General features: G+C 40.5%; 18 protein-coding genes. 10 read left to right on the top strand and 8 right to left on the bottom strand.

Going from position 1 to position 21,261, the window contains the following annotated elements; translation table 11 throughout:
- Positions 1-24: 24 nt before the first annotated feature.
- From AM279_RS04820 to AM279_RS04810, 3 genes are read right to left on the bottom strand one after another with little or no spacing between them, the layout of a single operon-like run.
- A complete protein-coding gene (locus AM279_RS04820; RefSeq protein ID WP_054406616.1) occupies positions 25-1,269 on the bottom strand; it encodes a hypothetical protein in 1,245 nt (414 codons plus the stop codon).
- Position 1,270: 1 nt separating this feature from the next.
- Positions 1,271-2,659, bottom strand: coding sequence for a RagB/SusD family nutrient uptake outer membrane protein (locus AM279_RS04815; protein WP_082344181.1), 1,389 nt, complete (start codon positions 2,657-2,659; stop codon positions 1,271-1,273).
- A 10-nt stretch (positions 2,660-2,669) separates the two neighbouring features.
- Positions 2,670-5,684, bottom strand: a complete 3,015-nt coding sequence (locus tag AM279_RS04810; RefSeq protein WP_054406613.1) for a SusC/RagA family TonB-linked outer membrane protein — start codon at positions 5,682-5,684, stop codon at positions 2,670-2,672.
- Between the two features lie 618 nt (positions 5,685-6,302).
- Here AM279_RS04810 and AM279_RS04805 point away from each other — a divergent pair.
- The 3 genes from AM279_RS04805 to AM279_RS04795 all read left to right on the top strand — a co-directional run bounded on the left by AM279_RS04805 (position 6,303) and on the right by AM279_RS04795 (position 8,802).
- Positions 6,303-6,725: a helix-turn-helix domain-containing protein gene (locus AM279_RS04805; RefSeq protein WP_054406610.1), complete on the top strand. Its 423-nt coding sequence runs from the start codon at positions 6,303-6,305 to the stop codon at positions 6,723-6,725.
- Positions 6,726-6,912: 187 nt separating this feature from the next.
- Positions 6,913-7,659 (top strand): DUF3800 domain-containing protein, encoded by a 747-nt coding sequence (locus AM279_RS04800; protein ID WP_054406608.1) that lies wholly within the window; start codon positions 6,913-6,915, stop codon positions 7,657-7,659.
- Between the two features lie 156 nt (positions 7,660-7,815).
- Positions 7,816-8,802 (top strand): reverse transcriptase family protein, encoded by a 987-nt coding sequence (locus AM279_RS04795; protein ID WP_160316429.1) that lies wholly within the window; start codon positions 7,816-7,818, stop codon positions 8,800-8,802.
- A gap of 205 nt (positions 8,803-9,007) precedes the next feature.
- On the opposite strand, the gene AM279_RS04790 is transcribed toward AM279_RS04795, so the two are convergent.
- The 5 genes from AM279_RS04790 to AM279_RS04770 all read right to left on the bottom strand — a co-directional run bounded on the left by AM279_RS04790 (position 9,008) and on the right by AM279_RS04770 (position 14,080).
- Positions 9,008-10,489 carry a hypothetical protein gene (locus AM279_RS04790; RefSeq protein WP_054406604.1) on the bottom strand — a complete coding sequence of 494 codons (1,482 nt, stop codon included), beginning with the start codon at positions 10,487-10,489 and terminating at the stop codon, positions 9,008-9,010.
- A gap of 264 nt (positions 10,490-10,753) precedes the next feature.
- Entirely contained in the window at positions 10,754-11,023 is a 270-nt protein-coding gene (locus AM279_RS20725; protein ID WP_054406602.1) for an ATP-binding protein, read from the bottom strand.
- Between the two features lie 309 nt (positions 11,024-11,332).
- Complete coding sequence (locus AM279_RS04780) at positions 11,333-11,857, bottom strand: hypothetical protein (protein WP_054406600.1); 525 nt, start codon at positions 11,855-11,857, stop codon at positions 11,333-11,335.
- Positions 11,854-12,321 (bottom strand): hypothetical protein, encoded by a 468-nt coding sequence (locus AM279_RS04775; RefSeq protein WP_054406598.1) that lies wholly within the window; start codon positions 12,319-12,321, stop codon positions 11,854-11,856. The genes AM279_RS04780 and AM279_RS04775 overlap by 4 nt, the downstream gene beginning before the upstream one ends.
- Positions 12,322-12,406: 85 nt before the next feature.
- A complete protein-coding gene (locus AM279_RS04770) occupies positions 12,407-14,080 on the bottom strand; it encodes an AraC family transcriptional regulator (protein ID WP_054406596.1) in 1,674 nt (557 codons plus the stop codon).
- 318 nt (positions 14,081-14,398) lie between these two features.
- On the opposite strand from AM279_RS04770, the gene AM279_RS04765 reads away from it, so the two are divergent.
- The 7 genes from AM279_RS04765 to AM279_RS04735 all read left to right on the top strand — a co-directional run bounded on the left by AM279_RS04765 (position 14,399) and on the right by AM279_RS04735 (position 21,250).
- Entirely contained in the window at positions 14,399-15,106 is a 708-nt protein-coding gene (locus AM279_RS04765) for a hypothetical protein (RefSeq protein ID WP_054406594.1), read from the top strand.
- A 58-nt stretch (positions 15,107-15,164) separates the two neighbouring features.
- Positions 15,165-16,001, top strand: coding sequence for a helix-turn-helix domain-containing protein (locus AM279_RS04760; RefSeq protein ID WP_054406592.1), 837 nt, complete (start codon positions 15,165-15,167; stop codon positions 15,999-16,001).
- A gap of 77 nt (positions 16,002-16,078) precedes the next feature.
- Positions 16,079-16,756: an RteC domain-containing protein gene (locus AM279_RS04755; RefSeq protein WP_082344180.1), complete on the top strand. Its 678-nt coding sequence runs from the start codon at positions 16,079-16,081 to the stop codon at positions 16,754-16,756.
- A gap of 189 nt (positions 16,757-16,945) precedes the next feature.
- A complete protein-coding gene (gene istA / locus AM279_RS04750) occupies positions 16,946-18,466 on the top strand; it encodes an IS21 family transposase (protein WP_201782524.1) in 1,521 nt (506 codons plus the stop codon).
- A 26-nt stretch (positions 18,467-18,492) separates the two neighbouring features.
- Positions 18,493-19,239 carry an IS21-like element helper ATPase IstB gene (istB, locus tag AM279_RS04745; protein ID WP_054405553.1) on the top strand — a complete coding sequence of 249 codons (747 nt, stop codon included), beginning with the start codon at positions 18,493-18,495 and terminating at the stop codon, positions 19,237-19,239.
- Positions 19,240-19,501: 262 nt separating this feature from the next.
- On the top strand, positions 19,502-20,098 hold the full coding sequence (locus AM279_RS04740; RefSeq protein WP_236688491.1) for a TetR/AcrR family transcriptional regulator: 597 nt from the start codon (positions 19,502-19,504) through the stop codon (positions 20,096-20,098).
- Between the two features lie 60 nt (positions 20,099-20,158).
- Positions 20,159-21,250, top strand: a complete 1,092-nt coding sequence (locus AM279_RS04735; RefSeq protein WP_054406588.1) for an alkene reductase — start codon at positions 20,159-20,161, stop codon at positions 21,248-21,250.
- Positions 21,251-21,261: the final 11 nt, after the last annotated feature.

Here is a 21,261-nt window from a genome sequence, read left to right as displayed (position 1 = left end):
TGTACGCTTTTTTTGTCAATAACTCTAAGGGGTCAATTTGCTCTGGCGAGAGGGGGTCAATTTAATTGGTATATCCACCTTTATATCATAAATATACCATGCACCTTTATAAAAGTAGCCGAGTAAAGATTTATCAGGGGACTCTGTAAATTGGCCCAGGCCAGCTGCCCCGTCTTGTATCCAAAGCCTTATAGTTCCTGTTTCTATGTCCTTCAGATAGTAATCGCAATTGGATTCATATTGGTATTGTGGCTCATACACTTCCGGATTACATAAGATTGCATAATTGCCCCCCGATATAATCCGCGCAAAAGGTAAACTGTTATTGGATATATCACCGACACGATTGGTTATCGGTTCCCAGAACATCACTTTATCAACGTTTTTCCAGCCATCTACTGCCACTTTAAGGGGATGTATGTATTTGTCTGAAGCGTTCCATATTTCTGCTTGAGTTGCCGGTACATAACCAACGGCCTGTTGTCGAACGGTAAGGAATACCCTGGAACCGTCATCGGCAATTTTTAATGGTGCTGACTGACTGGCTACCAAGAATGTGTCGCTATTGAAAGGTTTAAAATAAGATACCCGATGTTTTGGTATATCATAATGCACTGCCTGAAGGCTTTTGTCGTTCTCACTGTAACTGTAAAAAGCTACTGCACGCCCTGAGGCGGCGATACAAGGTTGCCGAATGATTCCATGTGAATGGGCAATGATCACATTATATTTACCAGATTTTAAGTTGTACAAACCAATGGTACTGCCGGCGGGCCCGTGTGTAAATAACAAACCTTCTTTTTCAAAGATGGTAAAATCCGATACAAAAGGTATTTTTTTCAATAATTTCAGTTTCGTATCATACAGGTTTAGTTCTAAACTATGATCGTGGCTTTCCTGAAGCACCGCCAGACGGTTATCAGTGCACGCTCCCATTTTTTTGACGCTATATAACTTTTTGCATTCTTTAGTGGACAAATCCACCAGCGTAACTATATTTTTGTCCGATAAGCTGACGAAATGCTTATTACCGATAAACCTGTCCAATAGACCGGATTGGAAAGCCAGACGGTCAGGCATGTACATAGACTTTACAATGGCAGAATCGGCACCATTGTGAAACTCCTGGTAGTACAGCCATTCCCCATTTCCAGACAATTGCCTTGGATAGAGCCTGATTTCCGGTGGCTGAGCTGCAACCTGCACTCCTAAAGCGTTCGCAACTATTACAAAGAGCGGCCATCTCAAAATTTTAAATATAGTACTCATCTTAATAGCCTGGATTTTGCGGCTCTAAATTTGGGTTTGATAATATGTCGGATTGCGGCAATGGCCATAACTGATCGGTGGAATCCCACCCCGGTTTTCGCTGCTCCAGTATTTGATCAGCCAGCCCAAATCGTTTTAGTGTTATAAACCTTTGCCCATATTCTGTAAAGTATTCCAGTTGCCACTCTTTTAAAATTTCTTCGAGTAAGCCACTGTTATCCTGTGTATTGCTGTTTTCAAGCCCGGCATTGGCGCGTATCATGTTCAGATCCTCTCTGGCTTCAGTTACTAGCCCCTGTCTCGCCTTAGCTTCGGCTCTAATCAGAAAGCATTCCGATAATCGGAGCACTACAGGGTATTCTTCAGCCTCTGAAGCATATGTTGAATGCTTGTATTTAAAAGGGAAGTACCAAATCTGACCATTATTTTCAATGCTGATTATCCATGAAATACGCCTCAAATCACCCTCAGGAAAGGCATCTGTCAAAGTAGCTGATAATGCACCAAAGGGTGGCGGTCCCTGCACACTAATAAAACTTCGTCCAAAATCTGTATTATAGGCTTCTGCAAAAGGGGAAAATTGAAATATTGTTGAATTGCTACCTTTTAGAAAAGTCATTTCAGGTGTTTCAAGGCTGAAAACGTTACTGCCGATTACTGTGCTGGCGGCATCTTGCGCCTGTGCGTATTGACCTGTTTCCAGATAGGCACGTGCAAGCAGTGTATAAGCAGCGAACTTGTCGGGACGTATTTTCTGGCTCACTCCTGTATCTGGTAATAAGTCAACCGCCCTTTGAAGGTCGTCAATAATTTTTTCATAAACCTCAGCTTGCGAAGTACGGACGAGGAGTCGGTTGTGATTAAAATCCGTAGTATCAGTCCATGGAATGTCCCCGAAGAAATTGACCAGGTAATAATACAATATAGCCCTTATAAAATAAGCTTCCCCTTGTAGTGGCGCTTTAACATCCATAGGCAGGGTTGATGTTTCAAGCCCTTCCAGCGCAGCATTCGCACTGTACACCTGATTATATGTGTTATTCCAGATACTGGCTATGTCGGGGTCAGCTGCGAGTAAAGAGTTGGTATAAAAGCTTTCAGCAGAAGTTCCTCCAGAGCCAAAGTAGATCAGTTCGTCTGCATACAGTGCTGAGAGCACCGTCATGCCGGATGTGTTACCGGCAAGTACTCCGCTGTCTCTCATTTTGGCATAGATACCTAGAATGGCAGCTGTTGCAGTTGTCTTGTCCATAAATACAGCCTGCCCGCTAAGCTGTGAAGGCGGTTGGGATATTTCTGTGTAGTTTTCGCAGCCCATAACTGCTAACAATGAGGAAGCGACTATATAGCGTGCCTTCCTCAATATACTGCTATAAATCATTATATTCATATAATCATGTTTAAAAATTAAGTTGCACTCCCAGCGTATAAAATTTTAGTGGCGGCAAGGCATTGGCGAACCTTGATTCAGGATCCCCATTGAATTTTGTAAATGTCAGTATGTTTTGCCCCTGCAGCGATAACCTGCAATTCATGGCTTTATGGGTCAAAGGCAGGTCATAACTCAATGAAATATTTTTAAGCCTTATGTATGAAGCGTCCGTGACTCCGCCATCGCTTTGAGCATAATTATAATATGCAGTTACTGCCTGGGAATTTACCCCTGTAGTGTAGGGTTGGTATGACGCAATATCTCCGGCCTGCTGCCAGCTACTGTTGCTCACTTCACTCAATTGATTTACGGAAGTCCCCCCGGGAGCGGGCAGGTATTTCAGGGACTTTTGTCTTACGAACTGAAACAGGAAATCCAGCGTCCATTGCTTATAGGATATATGATTTTGAATGCCGCCGAAATAGCGTGGGTTCAAATCAGCCTGTGTTATACGGTCGCCTGTAGCAGTTATCTGTCCGTCCCGATCCTTGTCCTCGAAAGTATATATTCCCGTATCAGGATCCTGGCCCGTGTAATGGTAAAGCTTTATGATATTGAGCGGTTGGCCAATCGTATAGGTGTTTGCATAAGGCGAACTCTCAAGATTAGGGTATTTCAGTAATTTGTTGCGGTTAAGTGATATATTGAAGTCGGTTGACCAATTAAAATTTTTTAATGCAATATTTTCTGAATGAAGTGTAAATTCCCAGCCCTGGTTGCGAACTATAGCGTCAAGGTTAGCGGTTAGGGACTGGAATCCTGTCGTCCCCGGCATTGGCATCCCTACAAGTTGGCTGGAAGAGCGATTGCTATACCACGCCGCCGACAAAAAAAGCCTGTCCTTCAAAAAACCGGTTTCCAAAGCAATCTCTGTCTTTTTGTTGCTTTCCCAACCAAAGGCAGGATTATAAAGCCGGATGGGGTTCAGCCCAATGACGCCACCGTATTGGTTTGCAGCGGACCCGTACGTGTCCATATATTGATAATCTCCGATTTGGTCACTACCCGTAATGCCATAGCTCGCACGCAGTTTGCCGAATGAGAGGATTGAATTATAGTCCAACACCGCTTCCTTGGAAAAAATCCAGGCACAACCAATTGCTCCAAAATTTGCAAATTGATTGCCTGTTCCAAAACGGCTTGACCCATCCCGCCTACCAGTAATATTGATGATGTAGCGCCCGTCGTAATTATAGTTGACACGGGAAAAATAAGCGAGATACTTATATTGTGGTTCATCGCTCAGCGTAATGAACTTTGTTGACGCCGATGAGAGGTCGTAAATCAGCGCATTGCTTGAGAAGCCAAACCCCAAGGCCTGCAGCCTTTCGGATTTTTGGTTTTGCAAGGTGCTTCCTATCAATACATCCAGTTTATGCCTGCCTATTATTACATTGTAATTCAGTTGAGGTTCTATGATATAAGACCTACGTGTCGTGTAATTTGTGTTTAATGAAGAGCTTTCGCTTCCCAAGCCGTAGGCAGGATTGTAAAGCGTGGATGGCACAGTCCGTACCTCGTTATTTTTTAAGTCGGTATAGCCAAGGCTTATTTTAGCCTGTAGCCCATTAAATAACTCATAAGAAATAACGGAATTAGCAATGAGGTCATAGGTTTTTGAACGGTAGTCCTGTTGCAATTCAGAAAGCGGATTATCCCATGTCCCTTCAGCCCAGTTAAGGCTGCCGTCCCCGTTATATAACGCGGGCGCATTAGGGGCAAGTGTCCTTGAAAGGCGCGTCATGTCCGTGGCGGGAAGTATATTATTTTGTGCTATGTAATTCGCAGAAAACTGTATTTTAAACCTGTTGTCATCCGAGCGATGTGCCATATTAAAATGTACCGCGCCTTTGCTGTACTTAAAGTCGCCTGGAAGCACTGTAGTTTCCTGCCGAAAGCTTCCTGATAACAAATAGCTTGTATTTGCGCTACCCCCTGAAACACTCCCTTGGTAACTGTGTATTTCGGAGGTACCTCCAATCAATGTTTCCTGCCAGTCGGTATTTCTATACTGATCCCATGTTCCGTTAACATCATAGGCATAGTCAGGATATGGGGCTATGCCATCATTTGCAAAGGCAGCACGACGCATGCGCAGGTATTGATCAGTATTCATAAGGTCCATTTTACGCGCAAGGCTCCCAAAGCCCGACGAAGCGGTAAAAGAAAATTTTGCAGGCGTGTTGAAGCCGCGCTTTGTCGTGATTAGCACTACACCGTTAGCGCCACGGGAGCCATATATGGCTGTAGCATCGGCATCTTTAAGGACCTCAATGCTTTCGATGTCGCTGGGATTGATACTGTTTAAGGGGCTTTGAGCATTTTGTGTCGCAACGGAGGTATCCGCGCTTCCGATACTTTCTGAAGCATACGGTACCCCGTCAATGATATAAAGCGGTTGGTTGGCGTCCTGCCTTAAACTGTTTTGCCCACGGATACGGATTGTAAATGCCCCACCCGGCGTCCCAGTATCTTGTGTAATGCTTACCCCAGCCATTCTTCCCTGCATCGTTGCCAAGACATTCGTTACCGGCTGCGTTTCGATATCCTTTGCCGTAATGCGGGCGATACTTCCCGTACTCTCTTTTTGTTTAACAGAATAATACCCTGCATTAATTTCCAATTCCTCCAATTGGGTTGCATCCTCCTGAAGCAAAATATTTACAGTACTTTGTGCACCTATAATTACCTCGACGGTCTTATACCCCGTAAATGAAAATACAAGCAACTCATCGTTAGAGGCCATAATTAAATATTTACCATCTTGATCCGTCACAACTGAGCGTGTGGTACCCTTTACAGAAATTATCACGCCAGGCAACGGCCCGGAGCTATCCGCAACTACACCTGAAATAGTTTGTTGAAATACTTCTTTACCATTGGGTGAAGCGTGTGCCCGGGCTAAAGCACTGACTGGCAAGGACGCTAAAATAAGAGAATAGAAAAGCACCCTTAGCCCTTTGTTTGCTGAAAAAATTTTCATAACATTGGTTAAGATTAATGAAACAATTTGGGTTTGTTAGTCTAAAAGCCCTCAGGTTAGTTTGCCGACGTCTGAGGGTTATTTTTATGTGTACCGGTAAGAAAAAAAGCAACCCGGCCTTTCCTCTTAACTAACTCGAAAAGGAATACCAGTACGGGCCGGGCCTACTTAACTATGAAAAAACTAAACCATACGCAAAATGGATTAAAGGTTAAACTTCATCGTTTGCGAAACCAAATAAAAAAAAGAAGTGCGCTAAGAATACTAGCCGAGAGTGTAGAAGAAACTCCTAAAAAGGAGGCGTGGGTTTAAACTCAGCTTATTGTATAGGAGGTACTGGCGGTACCCTTACCACAAATAAGTGAGCCCACGCCGTATGGCGTGAGCATTTGCACTTATCCTCTCGTGGTAATATAAAACGCCAGTTTTCCTATACGAGATTCAAAGCGAATGCTTCAACTTTTAATTTGAAGAATCGCAAATTTACACAATTCAATTTGGAATTAAAATGCGCTTTATCTTATAATAAAAACAAATATAGAAAAAAAACAATCACACACCTATAGCTATGTGAAATTAATTAAAGTATTCGCTTCATTGTCCGATAATTAGAATACTATGACTATAGAGATAATAATTTCTGAATTAGATTTTTGGATTATGGAAGCAATACGTGAATCACGTATAAATGCTGGATTGGATCAGGTAGAACTTGCTCACAAGGTAGGGGTTTCGGAAGGCCATATTGGCAATATAGAGAATCCGAGAAATAGGACGAAAGCTAATGTTAGAATAATAGGCAGAATAGCAAAGGCATTAGATCTAAAATCTTACAATGAACTTCTACCCAAAAAAGTTTTATGCAATGATATGGTAAAGATTAGACTTAAACTTCTTCAGACAAGCAGTAGGAAGCAAATAAAAGATCAGGATGGAAACATTCCAAAGCGGCATGAGGTATTATCTATAAGTCCATTAAGTGAAAACGAACTTGAACTTTTAAAACAAAATAAATTAGATTATTTAACAATTCTTGAATAAATACAGATAAAAGCTTTTGTTAAAGTCTGCCCAATAAGTTAGATAAGAGAATTTTTACCTCTAATAGATATATTCACCTAAAACTAATCAGAAACAATTAGTAAATTTATATTTAGCTAGTCTTAATATTATCCATCTTCTCATCCCAAAAAATATTTTAAAGGAAATATAGTAATAGATTTTATTCATGGCGGAAACTTTTAAAAAAACCAATTATTTTTATATTGACGAATCCGGTCATATAAATAATAATTCAAATGTTTTTATCCAATGTTGTATCAAAACTGATACACCTGATTTGATGGAGGAGGCTTTGGTAGATCTTCAGGAAGAACTCTTAGGATTAGCTTACTTTGAAGAGTTCGTAGATAAGATTAAAAAACAAGGATTTCATGCAGTGGAAAATCATCCTGATATCCGAGCGAGATTTTACACTGTTTTACCTTTTCTAAACTACAGAGCTTATTTTACCGTTGTTGATAAAAATTCTGATTATTTCAAGAAACTTAAAAATTACAAGGAAGATCATGAGATTTTTGAGTTTTTTCTAATTAAGCTACTCAAGGATAGATTGCTTAAAAACAAATTTGATAAGAACATTTTTATATTTGAGGAAATTGAAATTGAAAAAAAATCTTTAAGTAAAATCCTTGACTCAATATTTTCTTCATTAAGTGAGGAATATGACTGTGCCTACAGCATTGAAAGTAAGAAGACAATTAATCTAGGAACGACGGATTACTTAAATTACATCATTTATAATATATTAGAAGATCTAAATAAAACAAATCTACGAATGGAACAGAATTTTAATCTTATAAAACATAAGGTTGGAGTTGTTCATTTTCTGCATAATAATGTATATTTGAGCAGAAAAAAATCATTAGATTATCATATAGAGGTTACAAATCTCAAAAAACAATTTAGTGGGTAGTAAAGGGTAATACTTCGAATATGATTTCGTATTCGGTTTCAGAATAAATTACTCACTTACTTACCTTTACTCCCACTATTTATGTTATTAACCGAGATAGATACCCGTAGACAGCTTTTAAACTTTCTTAAATGTACTCCTGACTTCCTTGAAAAAATGGAAAATAGGGACTATTATATATTTGAAGAATACTCTGAGGCTGTCGTTTCCACTGCTATTAATATCAAGAGATTCCATATTCCTAAAAAAAATCCTGCATTAGGGCATAGAACCATCCATAAACCATTTACAGGTAATTTAGAATTTTGCCTCAAGCTTTTGAATAGTGAAATCTCTAAATTATTTGTTCCCGGTATCGCTGTGCATGGATTTGTTGCAAAACGTAATATAAGGTCGAATGCTTATTCACACCTTAGCAGGAAATACCTGCTTTCCGTTGATATTAAAAATTTTTTTGAGTCCATTAGCAGCCCGCAGATTGTGGAGTCATTAGTAAAGATAGGAGTTAACCGAGATATCGCCGAAAGTGTGACCAGTGTTGTTACCATTAATGGTTTGCTAGTGCAGGGGTTCAGTACAAGCCCCACTCTTGCAAACCTTGTAGCCAAAGAGTTCGATGATGATATACAAATGTTCGTAGGAGCTGACATAACATATACGAGGTACGCAGACGACCTATATTTTTCTTCTGATACATCGTTACCAGAGGTTGATAAAATCGAGGCAATTCTGACGCAATATGGTTTTTCATTAAATCATTCGAAGACAAAATATATGCCACGCGGCAAAGCACAATATGTGACTGGTTTATCAGTTTTTGATAAAGCATATCCGCGAATTCCTAAGAAAATAAAGAGAAACGTCAGGCTTGAAATTCATTATATTAAAAAAGATGGCTTTAAAGTACATATTATCAAGAAACATAAAATAGACGAGGACCAAGTACCTAAAGACATATTAGATGCGATAATTGAATTTGAGACTTATAACATAAAACAGAATTTGTTTGGTTGGTTAAGATTCATAAATTCAATTGAACCTGCGTATGCGCAAAAGTATTTAGCAGAACTGTCTGAAATAGAGCGTGCAAATAGTTTGGATAAAGTAGAGCTAAACGAAATTAACCCGAATATTACATTATAATTGCTTGTTTATGTCGAACCATTTTGTAGTATCTAAAAGGTTATATCATGGATCATGTAACCGTTTTTTAATTAGTTTTTAGTTACATACAAAATTGAAAGGTGTGTTAAAGGGGGAAGCTAAAAAACTACACTTTAGCACATTATAATTATCTTTAAATTTATAAAGACATTTATCTATTTCTAAATCCCATTTAAAATTAATTTTAGGCTCCCTTAGCAATCTCTGTAAGTGCATCAGAAGCATCTCTATTTAACATTATACCCTTAGACTGTAGTTCTTCAATAACGGATGATTTAAAATCTAATTTATCAATTAAGTGCTTATGTTTGCTGTCAAACATTCTAAATAAGTCGTCCCATGTCATAGCGTAAATCTCATATCGGCCAATGGCCTGGACTAAAAATTTTTTTCCTTTATCTTTTTGGTTTTCGTGAAGTCCTTTTATATATGAATCAATACTTTTACCAATTATAATAAACTTCCAGTTCCTTAATTGACTATTAAAATTATCTTCATTTACTATAAATCCGAGATAATCTTCGATTTGGCTAAATTGCTTCTTTCCAATTTCTACATCTGGCCTCTTTAGTTCAACCATAATATTTTCTTCGATGGTTAATTCTGAATTTGCATCAGGAATATCAGTCTTTTGACATATGAAAATATCAGGTCTTCGTAGCTTATCTTTCTTTTCTAGTTTTAATAGATCTGGTTTTTTATCATAGGTTTCCAGATGGGCTAAGTAATTATTCAATACCGTTTCAAAATTTTTATCGGCAGAAACTAAGTGATATTGTTCTCCAAATAACCAATAATTTTCTTCAATAACTTTTTGGATATGGTCTCTTTCGTTCGTGAACTCTTCCAAATCATAAATTAATGCTTTTAGAATTTGAACTATATTGAAACGACTCTCTAAGAATTTTATTAATGCAGTGATATGAGATAATTTACTTTTTTTAAGTACGTTAGCCAGTTCCGTCCTTTCTTCATCGGAAAGTTTTACTACATTATCAACTATTTCAAGGACATTTTCTCGTTGTTCAGTGTCCAATAATAAATTTAAAAACCCTACTATGGTTTTGCTTTGGGGAACTGTAAGTTTCTGAAATATTTTTGGTTGAACGCTATATAGCTCTTTAACAACGCTTTCTAAATCCTGTTTACGTAATTGCTCATAAGGATTACTTTTAAATTCGGGGAAGACTTTATTTTTATTGTAGCTTTCAATTAACCCTTTTGCCTTTAGGTCTCGTATAAAAAGTTTTTCCTTTTCCCCAACATATGCATTTAAAATATCGACAATAGCCTTAAAAGTAGAATCAGTTTGATTTTTATCAATGAAGTCCAATGTTGGTTGGTCACTTTTTGTTGCTTTGAAATTGTCAAAATAATTAGACACTATATATAATGAATGGTGGAAGTCCTCTGTTTTATTGTTAAAAGAAGTGTGTTTTCGGTAGACTTGTTTTTTGTCAAGATTCAAGAAATAATAATAATATTTGTCTCCAATTTTTTCGTTCCATCTTAGATAACTTATTTTAAAGTCAAAATCCCCAATCGTAACATTTTTCTCATCTGTTTCTGCGATAACTTCAAAATAATTTAAAGGAGTGCCATTTATAACTATTTTATAATCATTTTCTTTGTGTAAATACAGAAACCAACCGAATTCGTTTGCCAAATATTTTTCAAAATCATCGGCTTCTAATTTATCGGCTGTTAAAGCATGGAAGTTTTCAAATGATACTTTTGTACCAGTATTTTTATCTTTAGATTTTGTAGTGCCGAACGTTTCGTAATCTTGGCTATCTTCTTTGCTTATTTGGATATTATATTGTAAAAAGTCACCTTTTGTGGATTTAAAAACAGTGTTCCATGTCGCTTTACCACAAAATGTTGAAAAAGAATATCTACCTTTTCCTTTTTTTCCTTTAAGAAAACTTGTCTAAGAAAAAGAAGTGGCTTTTAAAGATACCATAAAGTTTCCGAAAGTTTCCGAAATTGTTTCCATACTTATTCCATGTCCATTGTCAGTAATAGAGAAGTCATGTAAATAACCTACCTCATTAGCGTTAAAATCTATATAGATAATTGAAGCGTTTGCATCGAAGCCATTCCAAATATATTCTGCAATAGCTTTTTTGTAATCTGAAGGCAATCCGCTACCCTCTATACTTTTAGAGGTTAATTTTGTAGTATGCTTTTTTACACTCATGAAGAAGGTTTTAGAGAAGTAAATATAAAAAGAATAGTATACTAAATTGAATCGCTAATAAAAAACACGATTTAAAATGATACTAAAATTAATTTTTTAATATAGTATAACTGCCAGGTAATTGTCCTTGCTAAACTTATTACTAAAGAAATAAGAAAAGAGATTGGTTGTTGACCTAACAATAATAAGGATTAAATCATTACTACTTCTAATCAAAAAGATTTCCGTCCTCTATATTTTTATTAATTTATGATAAAGAGGTAAACGATCTTAACTTAATAAAGCCCTTTTCAGGGCTTTATATTATTTTTAAAAATCAAAAACCAAACGGTTCTGAACATGTTTTTCTTCCTGTTTTCGCAGCGCCTTATCCGTTTTTAATTCATATTCCTTTTCCTTTTCCCAAAGCCTGTACCAGCTTACGGCCGGTATGGCATTGTTGGAATGCAGTTCCAAGCGGACAATCATCTTTTTACCGGGCGGCCTTCCGCTATTTAAAACCGAGCTTAATTCTGAGGTAGGCACTTCTATATCTTTTGCAAAATTCTTCTGGATCTTGTATCCCAACCGTATGTACTTCTTCAAAAAATAAGCAAATGAAAACTCCTGGTTGTACTTTTCCGATTTTAAATAATCCTCCATCTGAAAACGCAATTGCTTTACTTTGGCATATAGCACCTGACTTTCGGTCATTTGCTCCCTTACCTTTTTCCTGGCTTCACTCAGTTGGGTGGCCGCATCTTCGGACTGCTTTGGCGTAAGCTTATTTCTAAAAACAAATGAATCAGCCTGTTCTTTGGGTGTATACCTGCTTTTTAATTTATCTGCTTTCATATCTTATATTTTTCTAATAATCTGAATAAGTTAATCCCTTCTACAAATACCTGCATTCCTGCATCCATCATCCCGTATTGCTCAATGTAGTGCGCTTTGAGTTCTGTCTTTGGATGGAGCGATACACAGGCATCCGCGCCGTACAATTTAATGCTCTCCCGGCATGCGTACGCAATAAGGTTTCCGGCTATCCCTGCGTATATTTTATTTTTGCCCCTGTTCTCTTTTGATACGGATAATAAGTTGATTTGGCAGCGTTGTTCGCCAGGATAATTGACAAGGGACATAACGCCAAGTATTTCATCAGTACCGGCCAGAGTTAACTTATAGACCTCGTTCTCTTTCTCCGTCTTCCAGTTAAAAAAGAACCTGGCTTTGGTCATTTTCTTAAAGTCTTCTTCCCTGACACGTTCGATGACGACATCAATTTCCGAAGCCTCTTTAATATGCGTAACGGTTTGCATAGGCTAATATATAAAAACAAATTTACAAAAAATGTAAATAATTTACAAATTTTGTAAATTATTATTTAATTTCAATGAGGCCAGATTATCCTTCCGCCATCTCTTTCCTGATCTTAGCACTAAAGAAAGTAGGGGATAGAGTAGTGCGGGATTTAAAGGCCTGTACAAAGCGCTGGGTGGTGCTGAACCCGGCTTCTTCGGCTAGCGCATCATGGGTAAACATCCGCTTATGTCTATCGGTTTTCAACTGCTCAATAATATAGTCTACTTTTAGGTCATTGATGTATTCTGTGAAGCTTTTGCCCCGATAATGTAAGATAATATCCGATACGTAATGCACGTTCGTATCGAGGTACACTGCCATGGAAGCACGCGTAATATTTACATCAAGGTACCGCATGGCCTGTTCCCATTTCTCCAAACGGGCAAGGACTTTAGTAACTGTCTCCTGCGGGATTGGCAATTCTTTAGGTATAGCCTTTACAGCCTTCTGTTTTGGTTTTTTATTTTCCATCAATTCCCTAAAAACCTGGTCCCGGCGTTTACGGTCAACGATGTGGGCAACAACAAGGACTACTACGATAATTGAAAGCACTACTGAGCCGGTTTGCCATATTTTTCCGTACGACTGTTCCCTTTTGAACTGTAATTCGATATCCTTTTTTTCCTGAAACAGCTCCCGTGTATCGTAATTTTTATGGATGGTGTCGTACAGCCTGTCATGTCGCTGCGTTAGAAGGCTGTCGGCGCTCAGGAGCCGGTCTACGTAATACAGTACCTTTTTAGAATCACCCTTGTCTTTATAATAGTTTATAAGCAGTTCAAAATTTTCACGAAGGTCCGGCCTGATGTATTCCTTTTGGTCAAATGCGTCAGCGACCAAATGGAGATAGGGGAGACCTTCCCTGAACCTTTTTATGGCCCAATAGCTCTTACCAATATAAAAATTGGCCACAGCAATGTTTGCGTAGTCATCATTTTCCGCAACACCGGGAATCGCTTCCTGCAGTTTTTCAATCGAAAGGCTGTAATTCTTCAGGAAATAATCGTTCTGGCCGTCAAGGTGCAGGAAGTAGCAGTCCATACTATGGTCTCCAAGCCGGCTGGCTTCTGCCAGCCCCAAATCCACCAACTGCTCCGACTTTCCATAATTTCCCGCGCGGTTATAGCAAAGCCCTAAAGAATGTAACGTATTGAGGTAGGCCCGTGTATTGTTTTCTTTGAAGTAGTCCAGGCAGGCATTAAAAAGCAGGATGGCCTCGCTGTTTTTGCCCAGGTAATATTTAACGTGTGCTATATTGTACTTTAGCTTGTACGTTAAGTAATCGTCACCTTCTTTTTCGATGTATGGCCTGGCGAGCAGGTAATTCTCAAGTGCCATCTCATGCCTTTTAAAGTCGTAATATACTATACCTTTGGAAAGATAGGCAGCACCAATTAATTTGCCGTCACCCAATTGCCTGGCAGCATATACCATACTATCACTGTACATCACTGCACGCATTTCCTCGCTAAAGTCAGCGTAATTCTTGTATCCATGCATGATCATTTCCCAATCCCCGCTGTCTTTTGCATTCTTAAGAAATGCTTTTAGATAAAGATCCTGTAGTACGGGATTGGCTTTGGTGGCCCTGATCCTAGTAAAAAGGTACTTATAATCCTTTTGTTGGAGGGAGTCAGGGGCAGTGTATGCATAAGAGCTGAAGTATGTAAGCAATAAGGATAGCAGTGCTACCTTCGGAAAGCGGCTAGGTACCATTAGGCAATAGTTAATTGATTTCTAAGTAATTTTTTAGAATGTAGCAGCAGCAATGCAGAATCTTAGGATGGAGGCAAATCAAAAGTAGCTATAATCCCACTAATTACAGACGTTTTAACACTTTTTAAGACTGTGGATTTTCTGAAAATCCACAGTTGAATTTCTGAATAGCCGATAGTATGTCCTTGCCCGCCAACCCCGCCGCCCATAGTTTTGCGATGAATTCACAACAAACGGGTTGCAGTGCAGCCCACCCAGTTTGTCTATCCGGATAAATGAACTGATTAAAACGAATCAGTCACATTTAAAAATGAAATTATGAAAAGCGTTATTACACTACCAGCCGGACTGTTTTTAGCAACGGTGCTCTTTGCCTGTACAGACGAACCAGCGCAAAGCTCCGCACCCGTGGCACAATTGTACGCAAAAGTCAAATCTTCCGATAGAACCGCCCAAAATTTAGATAACCCTTACGATGATGTAGGCTATGCCTATACCACGTTACTGTCATCGTACAAAACGGGAAACTACAATCCAGCGGGTTTTTCGGATTTGCTGACGATAGCAAATATCCTCCAGCCTGCCACCGGCAGCCCTTTAGGAAATACCGAAACGCAAGTATTGCTTGGGGAATGTATAAACAATTCTCAATCTAAGCTTGCTGCCTTGCTGCAACAATCTTCGCTATCACCAGCGGCCCGGGCCATCCTTTCGGACCTAGTTACCAATTATGAAAAACTCGCTGATGAGCCTTTCAGCGAGGCGTACGAAACCATAACGGCAATCGAAAATACTATGGGGAGTGCTACCGGCCTACAGGGCGATGAGCTGCGTATTGTCTATACCGTTACTGCCATGACACGTTATTCCCTTTATCATTCCTGCTGTGAGGATACCGACTGGGAAAAGTCGGTCGGAAATATTGTTGCGGCAGTAGCGGGCTCCCTGGAAAGTAGCAACTGTGCCCTGCAGTATTCCCTTATTACCAGTATTGCAGGGCTGGAGCAAATCCAGATTTACAACTAGCGCAAACAATGCCCGGAAGACTATTGTCCCGGGCATTTATATTTAATCTGCATTGATTATGGAATATTCACCAGACCTTTTTCCGGCGGAGGTGTATCATTACAGTGAAAAAGATATGGATACCGAGAGGATTAACTGCCGGGGCCATTTCCTGTTCATTTTTGTCAAATCAGGTTTTCTCCGGACAACTATTGACGGAAAAAATATTTCATGCACATCAAACGAGTTCCTGATTGCTTTGTGCCGCCACTATTACCAGATCATAAAATTCAACAAAAAGGCAGTTTGCTACCTGGTTCGGGTACAATGGCAATTCATAACTGATATCAAGATGTCCGGCCAGTTTATTGAACTGCTGGTCAGCAAGCAGAGCATCAAGGTATTCCCCGATGCTTTTGACTCCAGTGTAATTATGCGGATTATGAAGCTGTTGCAGTATTACTACCAGGCCATACGGAACCCGTCCCGGTTCCCAATGGCAGCCTTTACGGCAACATTGAGCCTATTGGTCTATCAGGCAGCATGGCAGCAGGATGCCCTACTGGTAGAGAAAGGAATTGGCTATAATCGCAGGGAATTGCTCACAATGCAGTTCCTCAAGCTGCTGATCCAGCACCACAGGGAGGAACGTGGGATTGCATTTTACGCCAAAGCACTTTATGTAAGCAAAGGGTACATGAACAAGGCGGTACGCGAGGTAACAGGAAAGACGGTAATGCGATGCATTTCGGAAGTAATTATCAGCGAGGCGAAATACCTATTGTTAAGTACTGCACATTCCATTGAGGATATTAGTGAACAGTTGCACTTTAATTCTGCCGGGAGCTTCAGCCGTTTTTTCAAGAAAGAAACAGCGGTAAGCCCTACAGAATATCGGAAAGAGTACGGTAAGTAACGATTTTCCGGCAAACACAGATAATATGCTATGCAGAAGCAGACACGTGTGTATTGCTGTATCTAATCTACATTATTATGGTACGGTCAGCGATTTACAGGAAGATACTATCGGAAGTGAGCATGAGGGAACAGGAATTTTCCGTAGCCGGTACGATGATTGAGCAATCGCGTATGATGATTTCTATGCTTAAGGATACCCTTTTTAAAATAAAGGAATATGTAAAGATCCCAGGATTTACCGATTCGTCGGAAGAAATCGAATTTTTCCGACAAGTAAAGCCACAAATCTTAGGCAGGCTTATGTACTATAATGAAGTGTACCGTATTGAGACTACCTGCCCGGTGCAGGGCGGCAAACACTACCGTAAATACTTTTCCGCTCAGTTAAAACTTTTAAAGCGCAATAATGCCAGCCTTCTTGACATGGACTTTTACCGCTATTACCGTTCGGGCCGTACCGACCGGGATGCAGAGTTTTTCAGGCGCTCCCAGGTGCACTTTCCCACCATACTGGATAGTTTCTATTTTGAAATGGATACGGAGTATTCGACGTACTACGACCATCTCGTAGCACGTTTCATTGCACAGGACCTGCTCTACGCATTCCTGATCTCCAAAGCGTATCCGGAAAGGCCTGTAAGTTTCGGCAATTTGGATATACCTGAAGACCTGCAATGGACGGGAACAAAAAATGCGCTTATTGAGCTTATATTGGACAAACCAGTGCAAACTGACCCCTCTTGGCCGATTTAAAAAGACCCCTCTCGCCGGCTGAAACTGACCCCCTTTCGCCGGAGCAAACTGACCCCTGTTGGCCAGTTTAAATTGACCCCTCAAAAAAAGTAGAAAAAGTAGTCTTGTGGCGGGCTTTTGGAACAAGGATTAGTTTAGCGTTTTGATAAACTAATCCTGAGATAGACCATGTCCAATAAGCCGATAAAGATGAATAAATTAAGACAGATTATCCGTCTGTACTGCCAGGGTACAGGCATTAAGACCATCCATGGGATGGTGGGTACCTCCCGCAACACCATCAAGAAGTACGTCCGGGTCTGGAACACGCTGGACATGGATTTTGAAGCCTTTAGCGCCCGTAGTGACAGCGAACTCTCGGTTATCTTTACCACCCCTGTTGCCAAAATCCACAGCAGCCCGCGCATGCGGGAACTGGAACCACTGTTGCCTGAACTCTGTAAAAGGCTTAAAAAGAAAGGTATGACCCGTGAGATCCTCTACAAGGAATATCTCGAAAAACATCCGGATGGCTATAGCCGTTCGAGTTTTAATAATGCCATCCATACGTACCTTCAACTCTCCAAACCGGTCATGCATGTGGAACATAAGGCCGGTGATAAGATATACATCGACTTTGCCGGCAGCAAGCTCAGGGTTGGCCAGGGAGAGGCTGCACGTGAGGTGGAGGTTTTTGTAGCCATACTGGGCTGTAGCCAGCTTACTTATGTTGAAGCAGTGGACAGCCAGCGTAAGGAAGACCTGATCCTTGCCTGCCAAAACGCCCTGCGTTACTTTGGTGGGGTGCCCAAGGCCATCGTGCCGGACAACCTGCGCTCGGCAGTAACACGGGGCAGCAAGTATGAGGCAGTACTCAACGATGAGTTTGCTGCCTTTGCCGAGCACTACGGTGTTACCATAGTGCCTGCGCGCGTTTATAAGCCCCGTGACAAGTCTTTGGTGGAAGGTGCGGTAAAACTCATCTACCGCAGCATTTACACCCGTCTGGAAGGTCTTAGCTTCGATAACCTTGTATCGCTTAACGAATCGATACTCCCGGCACTTGAAATGCACAACAATAAGCCCTTCTCCGGGCGCAGCTACTCCCGACGCGAACAGTTCGAGGAGATAGAGCGTGAAGCCTTATCTGCATTAAACCCTATTGATTACCAGGTCCACAAACAGGTAATGGTTACCGTTATGAAAAACGGCTACATACGCCTTGGCGAAGACATACATTACTACAGCGTGCCGTACACCTACATCGGCAAAAAAGTAAAGATACTCTACACCACAGCATTGGTAAAAGTCTATTATCAGTATACCATGATTGCCTGCCATGAACGGATAAAAAGCAAATACCATTACACCACCAATGAAGGCCACCTTGCCTCACAGCACCGCTTCCTTACCGAGTGGAGCCCTGATAAGTTTATACAGCAGGCACAGGCCATACACGAAGACGTAGCCCTTTATATAAGCAAAGTACTGGAACTTAAACCCTATCCCGAGCAGGCCTACAAATCCTGTTCGGGTATCTTAAGCTTTGCACGGCGTGTAGGCTCAGAAAGGCTTACCAACGCCTGCCGGTGGGCCATGAACCTTAGCCAGTACAATTATCCTGTTATTGAGGAGATACTGCGCAAGCGCCTTGACCAGTTACAACCCGAACAGGAGCTCACTGAAATACCGCCGCACAGCAACATCCGCGGAAAGGAATATTACCAATAATCACTACCATTAAAACAATAAAGACCATGAATAACGAAACACTAGACAAGATGCGCCAGCTGCGCTTATACGGCATGTATGATGCCTTTAAAACCAACCTGGAAACCTCCATAAAAGAATCGCTTACACCCGACCAGTTCGTTGCCTTTTTAATCGCCAGCGAATGGGACGACCGCCGTAACCGGAATATAGAACGGGCTATTAAATCAGCAGGCTTCCGTTACAAAGCCTCACTGGAAGAGGTAGACTATGCTATTGATAGGGGGCTGGACAAAAACCAGTTCCACAGGCTGGCCGGGCTCGATTTTATAAAGGAACATAAGGATATATTTATTACCGGTTCCACCGGGACAGGGAAAAGTTACCTGGCAACAGCGCTGGGCTACCAGGCCTGCCAGGATGGCTTTAAGGTACTCTATGTCAATACCGCCAAGTTTATGGGGCAGCTTAAACTGGCCAAAGCCAAAGGGACACTGCTGGCTGAACTTAAACGTATCGAACGCATAGACCTGCTTATACTTGATGATTTTGGCCTGCAGCCCTTCGACCCGCAGTCAAGGCTTATACTGCTGGACATTATAGAAGACCGCCACCAAAAGCGTTCTACGATGCTTACATCGCAGATACCGGTAAAGCAATGGTATGATATAATCGGTGAGAAAACCATAGCTGACGCTGTACTGGACCGCATCGTACACCACTCTTTAAGGCTCGAACTTTACGGGGAATCGTTAAGGAGAAGAAAATCTAAATCAGATAGTGTATTTTTGTAAAAATATTAGTGAATAACCAGGACTAAAAACTACCGTTTTTAAAGCCTGACACAAACTACAACTTGTACGCTTTTTTTGTCAATAACTCTAAGGGGTCAATTTGCTCTGGCGAGAGGGGGTCAATTTAATTGGTATATCCACACTGATGACGCAATTGTAATATACTCCCACCTGTTTCCCTAATAAAACAATTTTATACTAAAAAGTATATTTTAACACATCTATGAATATACTTTTTAGTACATTTGCAATGTAAAACGAAATGAAAATGTTGTCTAAAGCTGAAAGAACGAAGCAGTTTATATTAGAAACCGCCGCACCCTTATATAATGAAAAGGGAATTTCGGGGGTAAGTATTGATGATGTATTGGCGGCAACGAAGCTTACGAAAGGATGTCTTTATGGCCATTTTGAAGGCAAGGAAGATTTGTCAGCCCAGGTTGTGGACTATTCCCTTACCAAGATGGCCGAAAAGATAAGCCGGGTTGTACTTAATGAAAAAACAGCTAAGGGTAAAATTTTTGCCTTTATGGATTTTTATAAAAACCCGATAGATACGTACATAAGTGGCGGTTGCCCATTTTTCAATACTGCTGTTGAAGCAGACGACAACTTTCCTGATATTAAGAAAAAAGTGGCCGCACGTTTACAATTCGGCCAGGAAAGTTTAATCAGCATATTAGAAGAAGGAAAACAAAATGGCGAGTTTACAAGGCGTTTAGATAGTGCGATTTTCGCATTTAAAATGTTTGCAGCTATAGAGGGAGGTATTGTTATGAGCCGAACTCTAAATGATGCTAAGATGATGCACAAACTTATTAAAAACCTAAAGGAAGAATTAGACAGTTATACCGTCTAATTTTTTTTGACCAAAAATAGACTAAAAAGTATATTTTATAAAAAAGTTAAACATATAGTTATGGAAAACAAACTCTTTAAAAATTATGACCTTAAAGGAACTGAATTAAACAACAGGATTGTAATGGCTCCTATGACCCGTTCCCGTTCTGCAAACGAAGGTAACGTGGCTACGGCATTAACTGCTACCTACTATGCGCAGCGTGCCACGGCTGGACTAATTATTACCGAAGGTACATTTGTGAGTGAAGAAGCCATAGGTGTGGTAAATGTACCGGGCATCTACAACAAAGATCAGGTTGACGGATGGAAACTGGTAACTACAGCCGTACATGAAAAAGGAGGTAAAATATTCGCACAACTTTGGCATACCGGAGCCTATTCGCACCCGGATCTTCACCAGGGCAGGCTTCCTTTAGCACCATCAAACTTTAACCCCGGGCAGCAGGTATTCACTGCAACCGGTTTCCAACCCTCGGTAGCGCCGCAACCAATGACTATTGAGGATATTAAGAGAACCGTATCTGATTTTAAGCAAGCGGCTGTTAATGCTTTTGAAGCCGGTTTTGACGGTGTGGGAATCCACGGTGCCAACGGGTATTTGCTGCAACAGTTTTTCAGTAAGAAAGCCAATGACAGGACAGACGGGTATGGAGGTACGCCTGAAAACCGTGCCCGCATACTTTTCGAAATCCTGGATGCCATTACAGAAGTAACCGACCTTAAAAAAGTGGGGGTACGCCTTAACCCATCCCTTAATGGTATAATGGGTATTTTAATTGATGACGAAACCATTGCAACCTATGATTATATTGTTAACCGCCTGAACGATTACGGCCTGGCTTACATCCACCTGATTGAGCCTTTTACTGATGTGTCTGGTAACAGCAATGCGATTCAGGAAGTAGCAAAACATTTCCGTAAAATTTATAATGGTACAATTATCATCAACCGTGGTTTTACAAAAGAAACCGCTGAAGAAGTACTTCAGGCAGGTGATGCCGACCTTGTATCCTTTGGTGTACCGTTTATAGCCAACCCTGACCTGGTAGAACGTTTTAAAACAGGCGCTGCACTTAACGCTCCTGACCAGGATACATTTTATACTCCCGGGGAAAAAGGATATACAGATTATCCTGCATTAACTAATTAATAAGGACGTTT

The organism is Flavobacterium akiainvivens (assembly GCF_001278115.1).
GTDB classification, from domain to species: domain Bacteria; phylum Bacteroidota; class Bacteroidia; order Flavobacteriales; family Flavobacteriaceae; genus Flavobacterium; species Flavobacterium akiainvivens.
This window is presented reverse-complemented; position numbering and strand designations above follow the sequence as displayed.

What these genes read in the sequence shown, in the direction of transcription:
- AM279_RS04820 (WP_054406616.1), bottom strand. Translation starts at nt 1,269, where the DNA reads ATGAGTACTATATTTAAAATTTTGAGATGGCCGCTCTTTGTAATAGTT.
- AM279_RS04815 (WP_082344181.1), bottom strand. Translation starts at nt 2,659, where the DNA reads ATGAATATAATGATTTATAGCAGTATATTGAGGAAGGCACGCTATATA.
- AM279_RS04810 (WP_054406613.1), bottom strand. Translation starts at nt 5,684, where the DNA reads ATGAAAATTTTTTCAGCAAACAAAGGGCTAAGGGTGCTTTTCTATTCT.
- AM279_RS04805 (WP_054406610.1), top strand. Translation starts at nt 6,303, where the DNA reads ATGACTATAGAGATAATAATTTCTGAATTAGATTTTTGGATTATGGAA.
- AM279_RS04800 (WP_054406608.1), top strand. Translation starts at nt 6,913, where the DNA reads ATGGCGGAAACTTTTAAAAAAACCAATTATTTTTATATTGACGAATCC.
- AM279_RS04795 (WP_160316429.1), top strand. Translation starts at nt 7,816, where the DNA reads ATGGAAAATAGGGACTATTATATATTTGAAGAATACTCTGAGGCTGTC.
- AM279_RS20725 (WP_054406602.1), bottom strand. Translation starts at nt 11,023, where the DNA reads ATGAGTGTAAAAAAGCATACTACAAAATTAACCTCTAAAAGTATAGAG.
- AM279_RS04780 (WP_054406600.1), bottom strand. Translation starts at nt 11,857, where the DNA reads ATGAAAGCAGATAAATTAAAAAGCAGGTATACACCCAAAGAACAGGCT.
- AM279_RS04775 (WP_054406598.1), bottom strand. Translation starts at nt 12,321, where the DNA reads ATGCAAACCGTTACGCATATTAAAGAGGCTTCGGAAATTGATGTCGTC.
- AM279_RS04770 (WP_054406596.1), bottom strand. Translation starts at nt 14,080, where the DNA reads ATGGTACCTAGCCGCTTTCCGAAGGTAGCACTGCTATCCTTATTGCTT.
- AM279_RS04765 (WP_054406594.1), top strand. Translation starts at nt 14,399, where the DNA reads ATGAAAAGCGTTATTACACTACCAGCCGGACTGTTTTTAGCAACGGTG.
- AM279_RS04760 (WP_054406592.1), top strand. Translation starts at nt 15,165, where the DNA reads ATGGAATATTCACCAGACCTTTTTCCGGCGGAGGTGTATCATTACAGT.
- AM279_RS04755 (WP_082344180.1), top strand. Translation starts at nt 16,079, where the DNA reads ATGGTACGGTCAGCGATTTACAGGAAGATACTATCGGAAGTGAGCATG.
- istA (WP_201782524.1), top strand. Translation starts at nt 16,946, where the DNA reads ATGAATAAATTAAGACAGATTATCCGTCTGTACTGCCAGGGTACAGGC.
- istB (WP_054405553.1), top strand. Translation starts at nt 18,493, where the DNA reads ATGAATAACGAAACACTAGACAAGATGCGCCAGCTGCGCTTATACGGC.
- AM279_RS04740 (WP_236688491.1), top strand. Translation starts at nt 19,502, where the DNA reads ATGAAAATGTTGTCTAAAGCTGAAAGAACGAAGCAGTTTATATTAGAA.
- AM279_RS04735 (WP_054406588.1), top strand. Translation starts at nt 20,159, where the DNA reads ATGGAAAACAAACTCTTTAAAAATTATGACCTTAAAGGAACTGAATTA.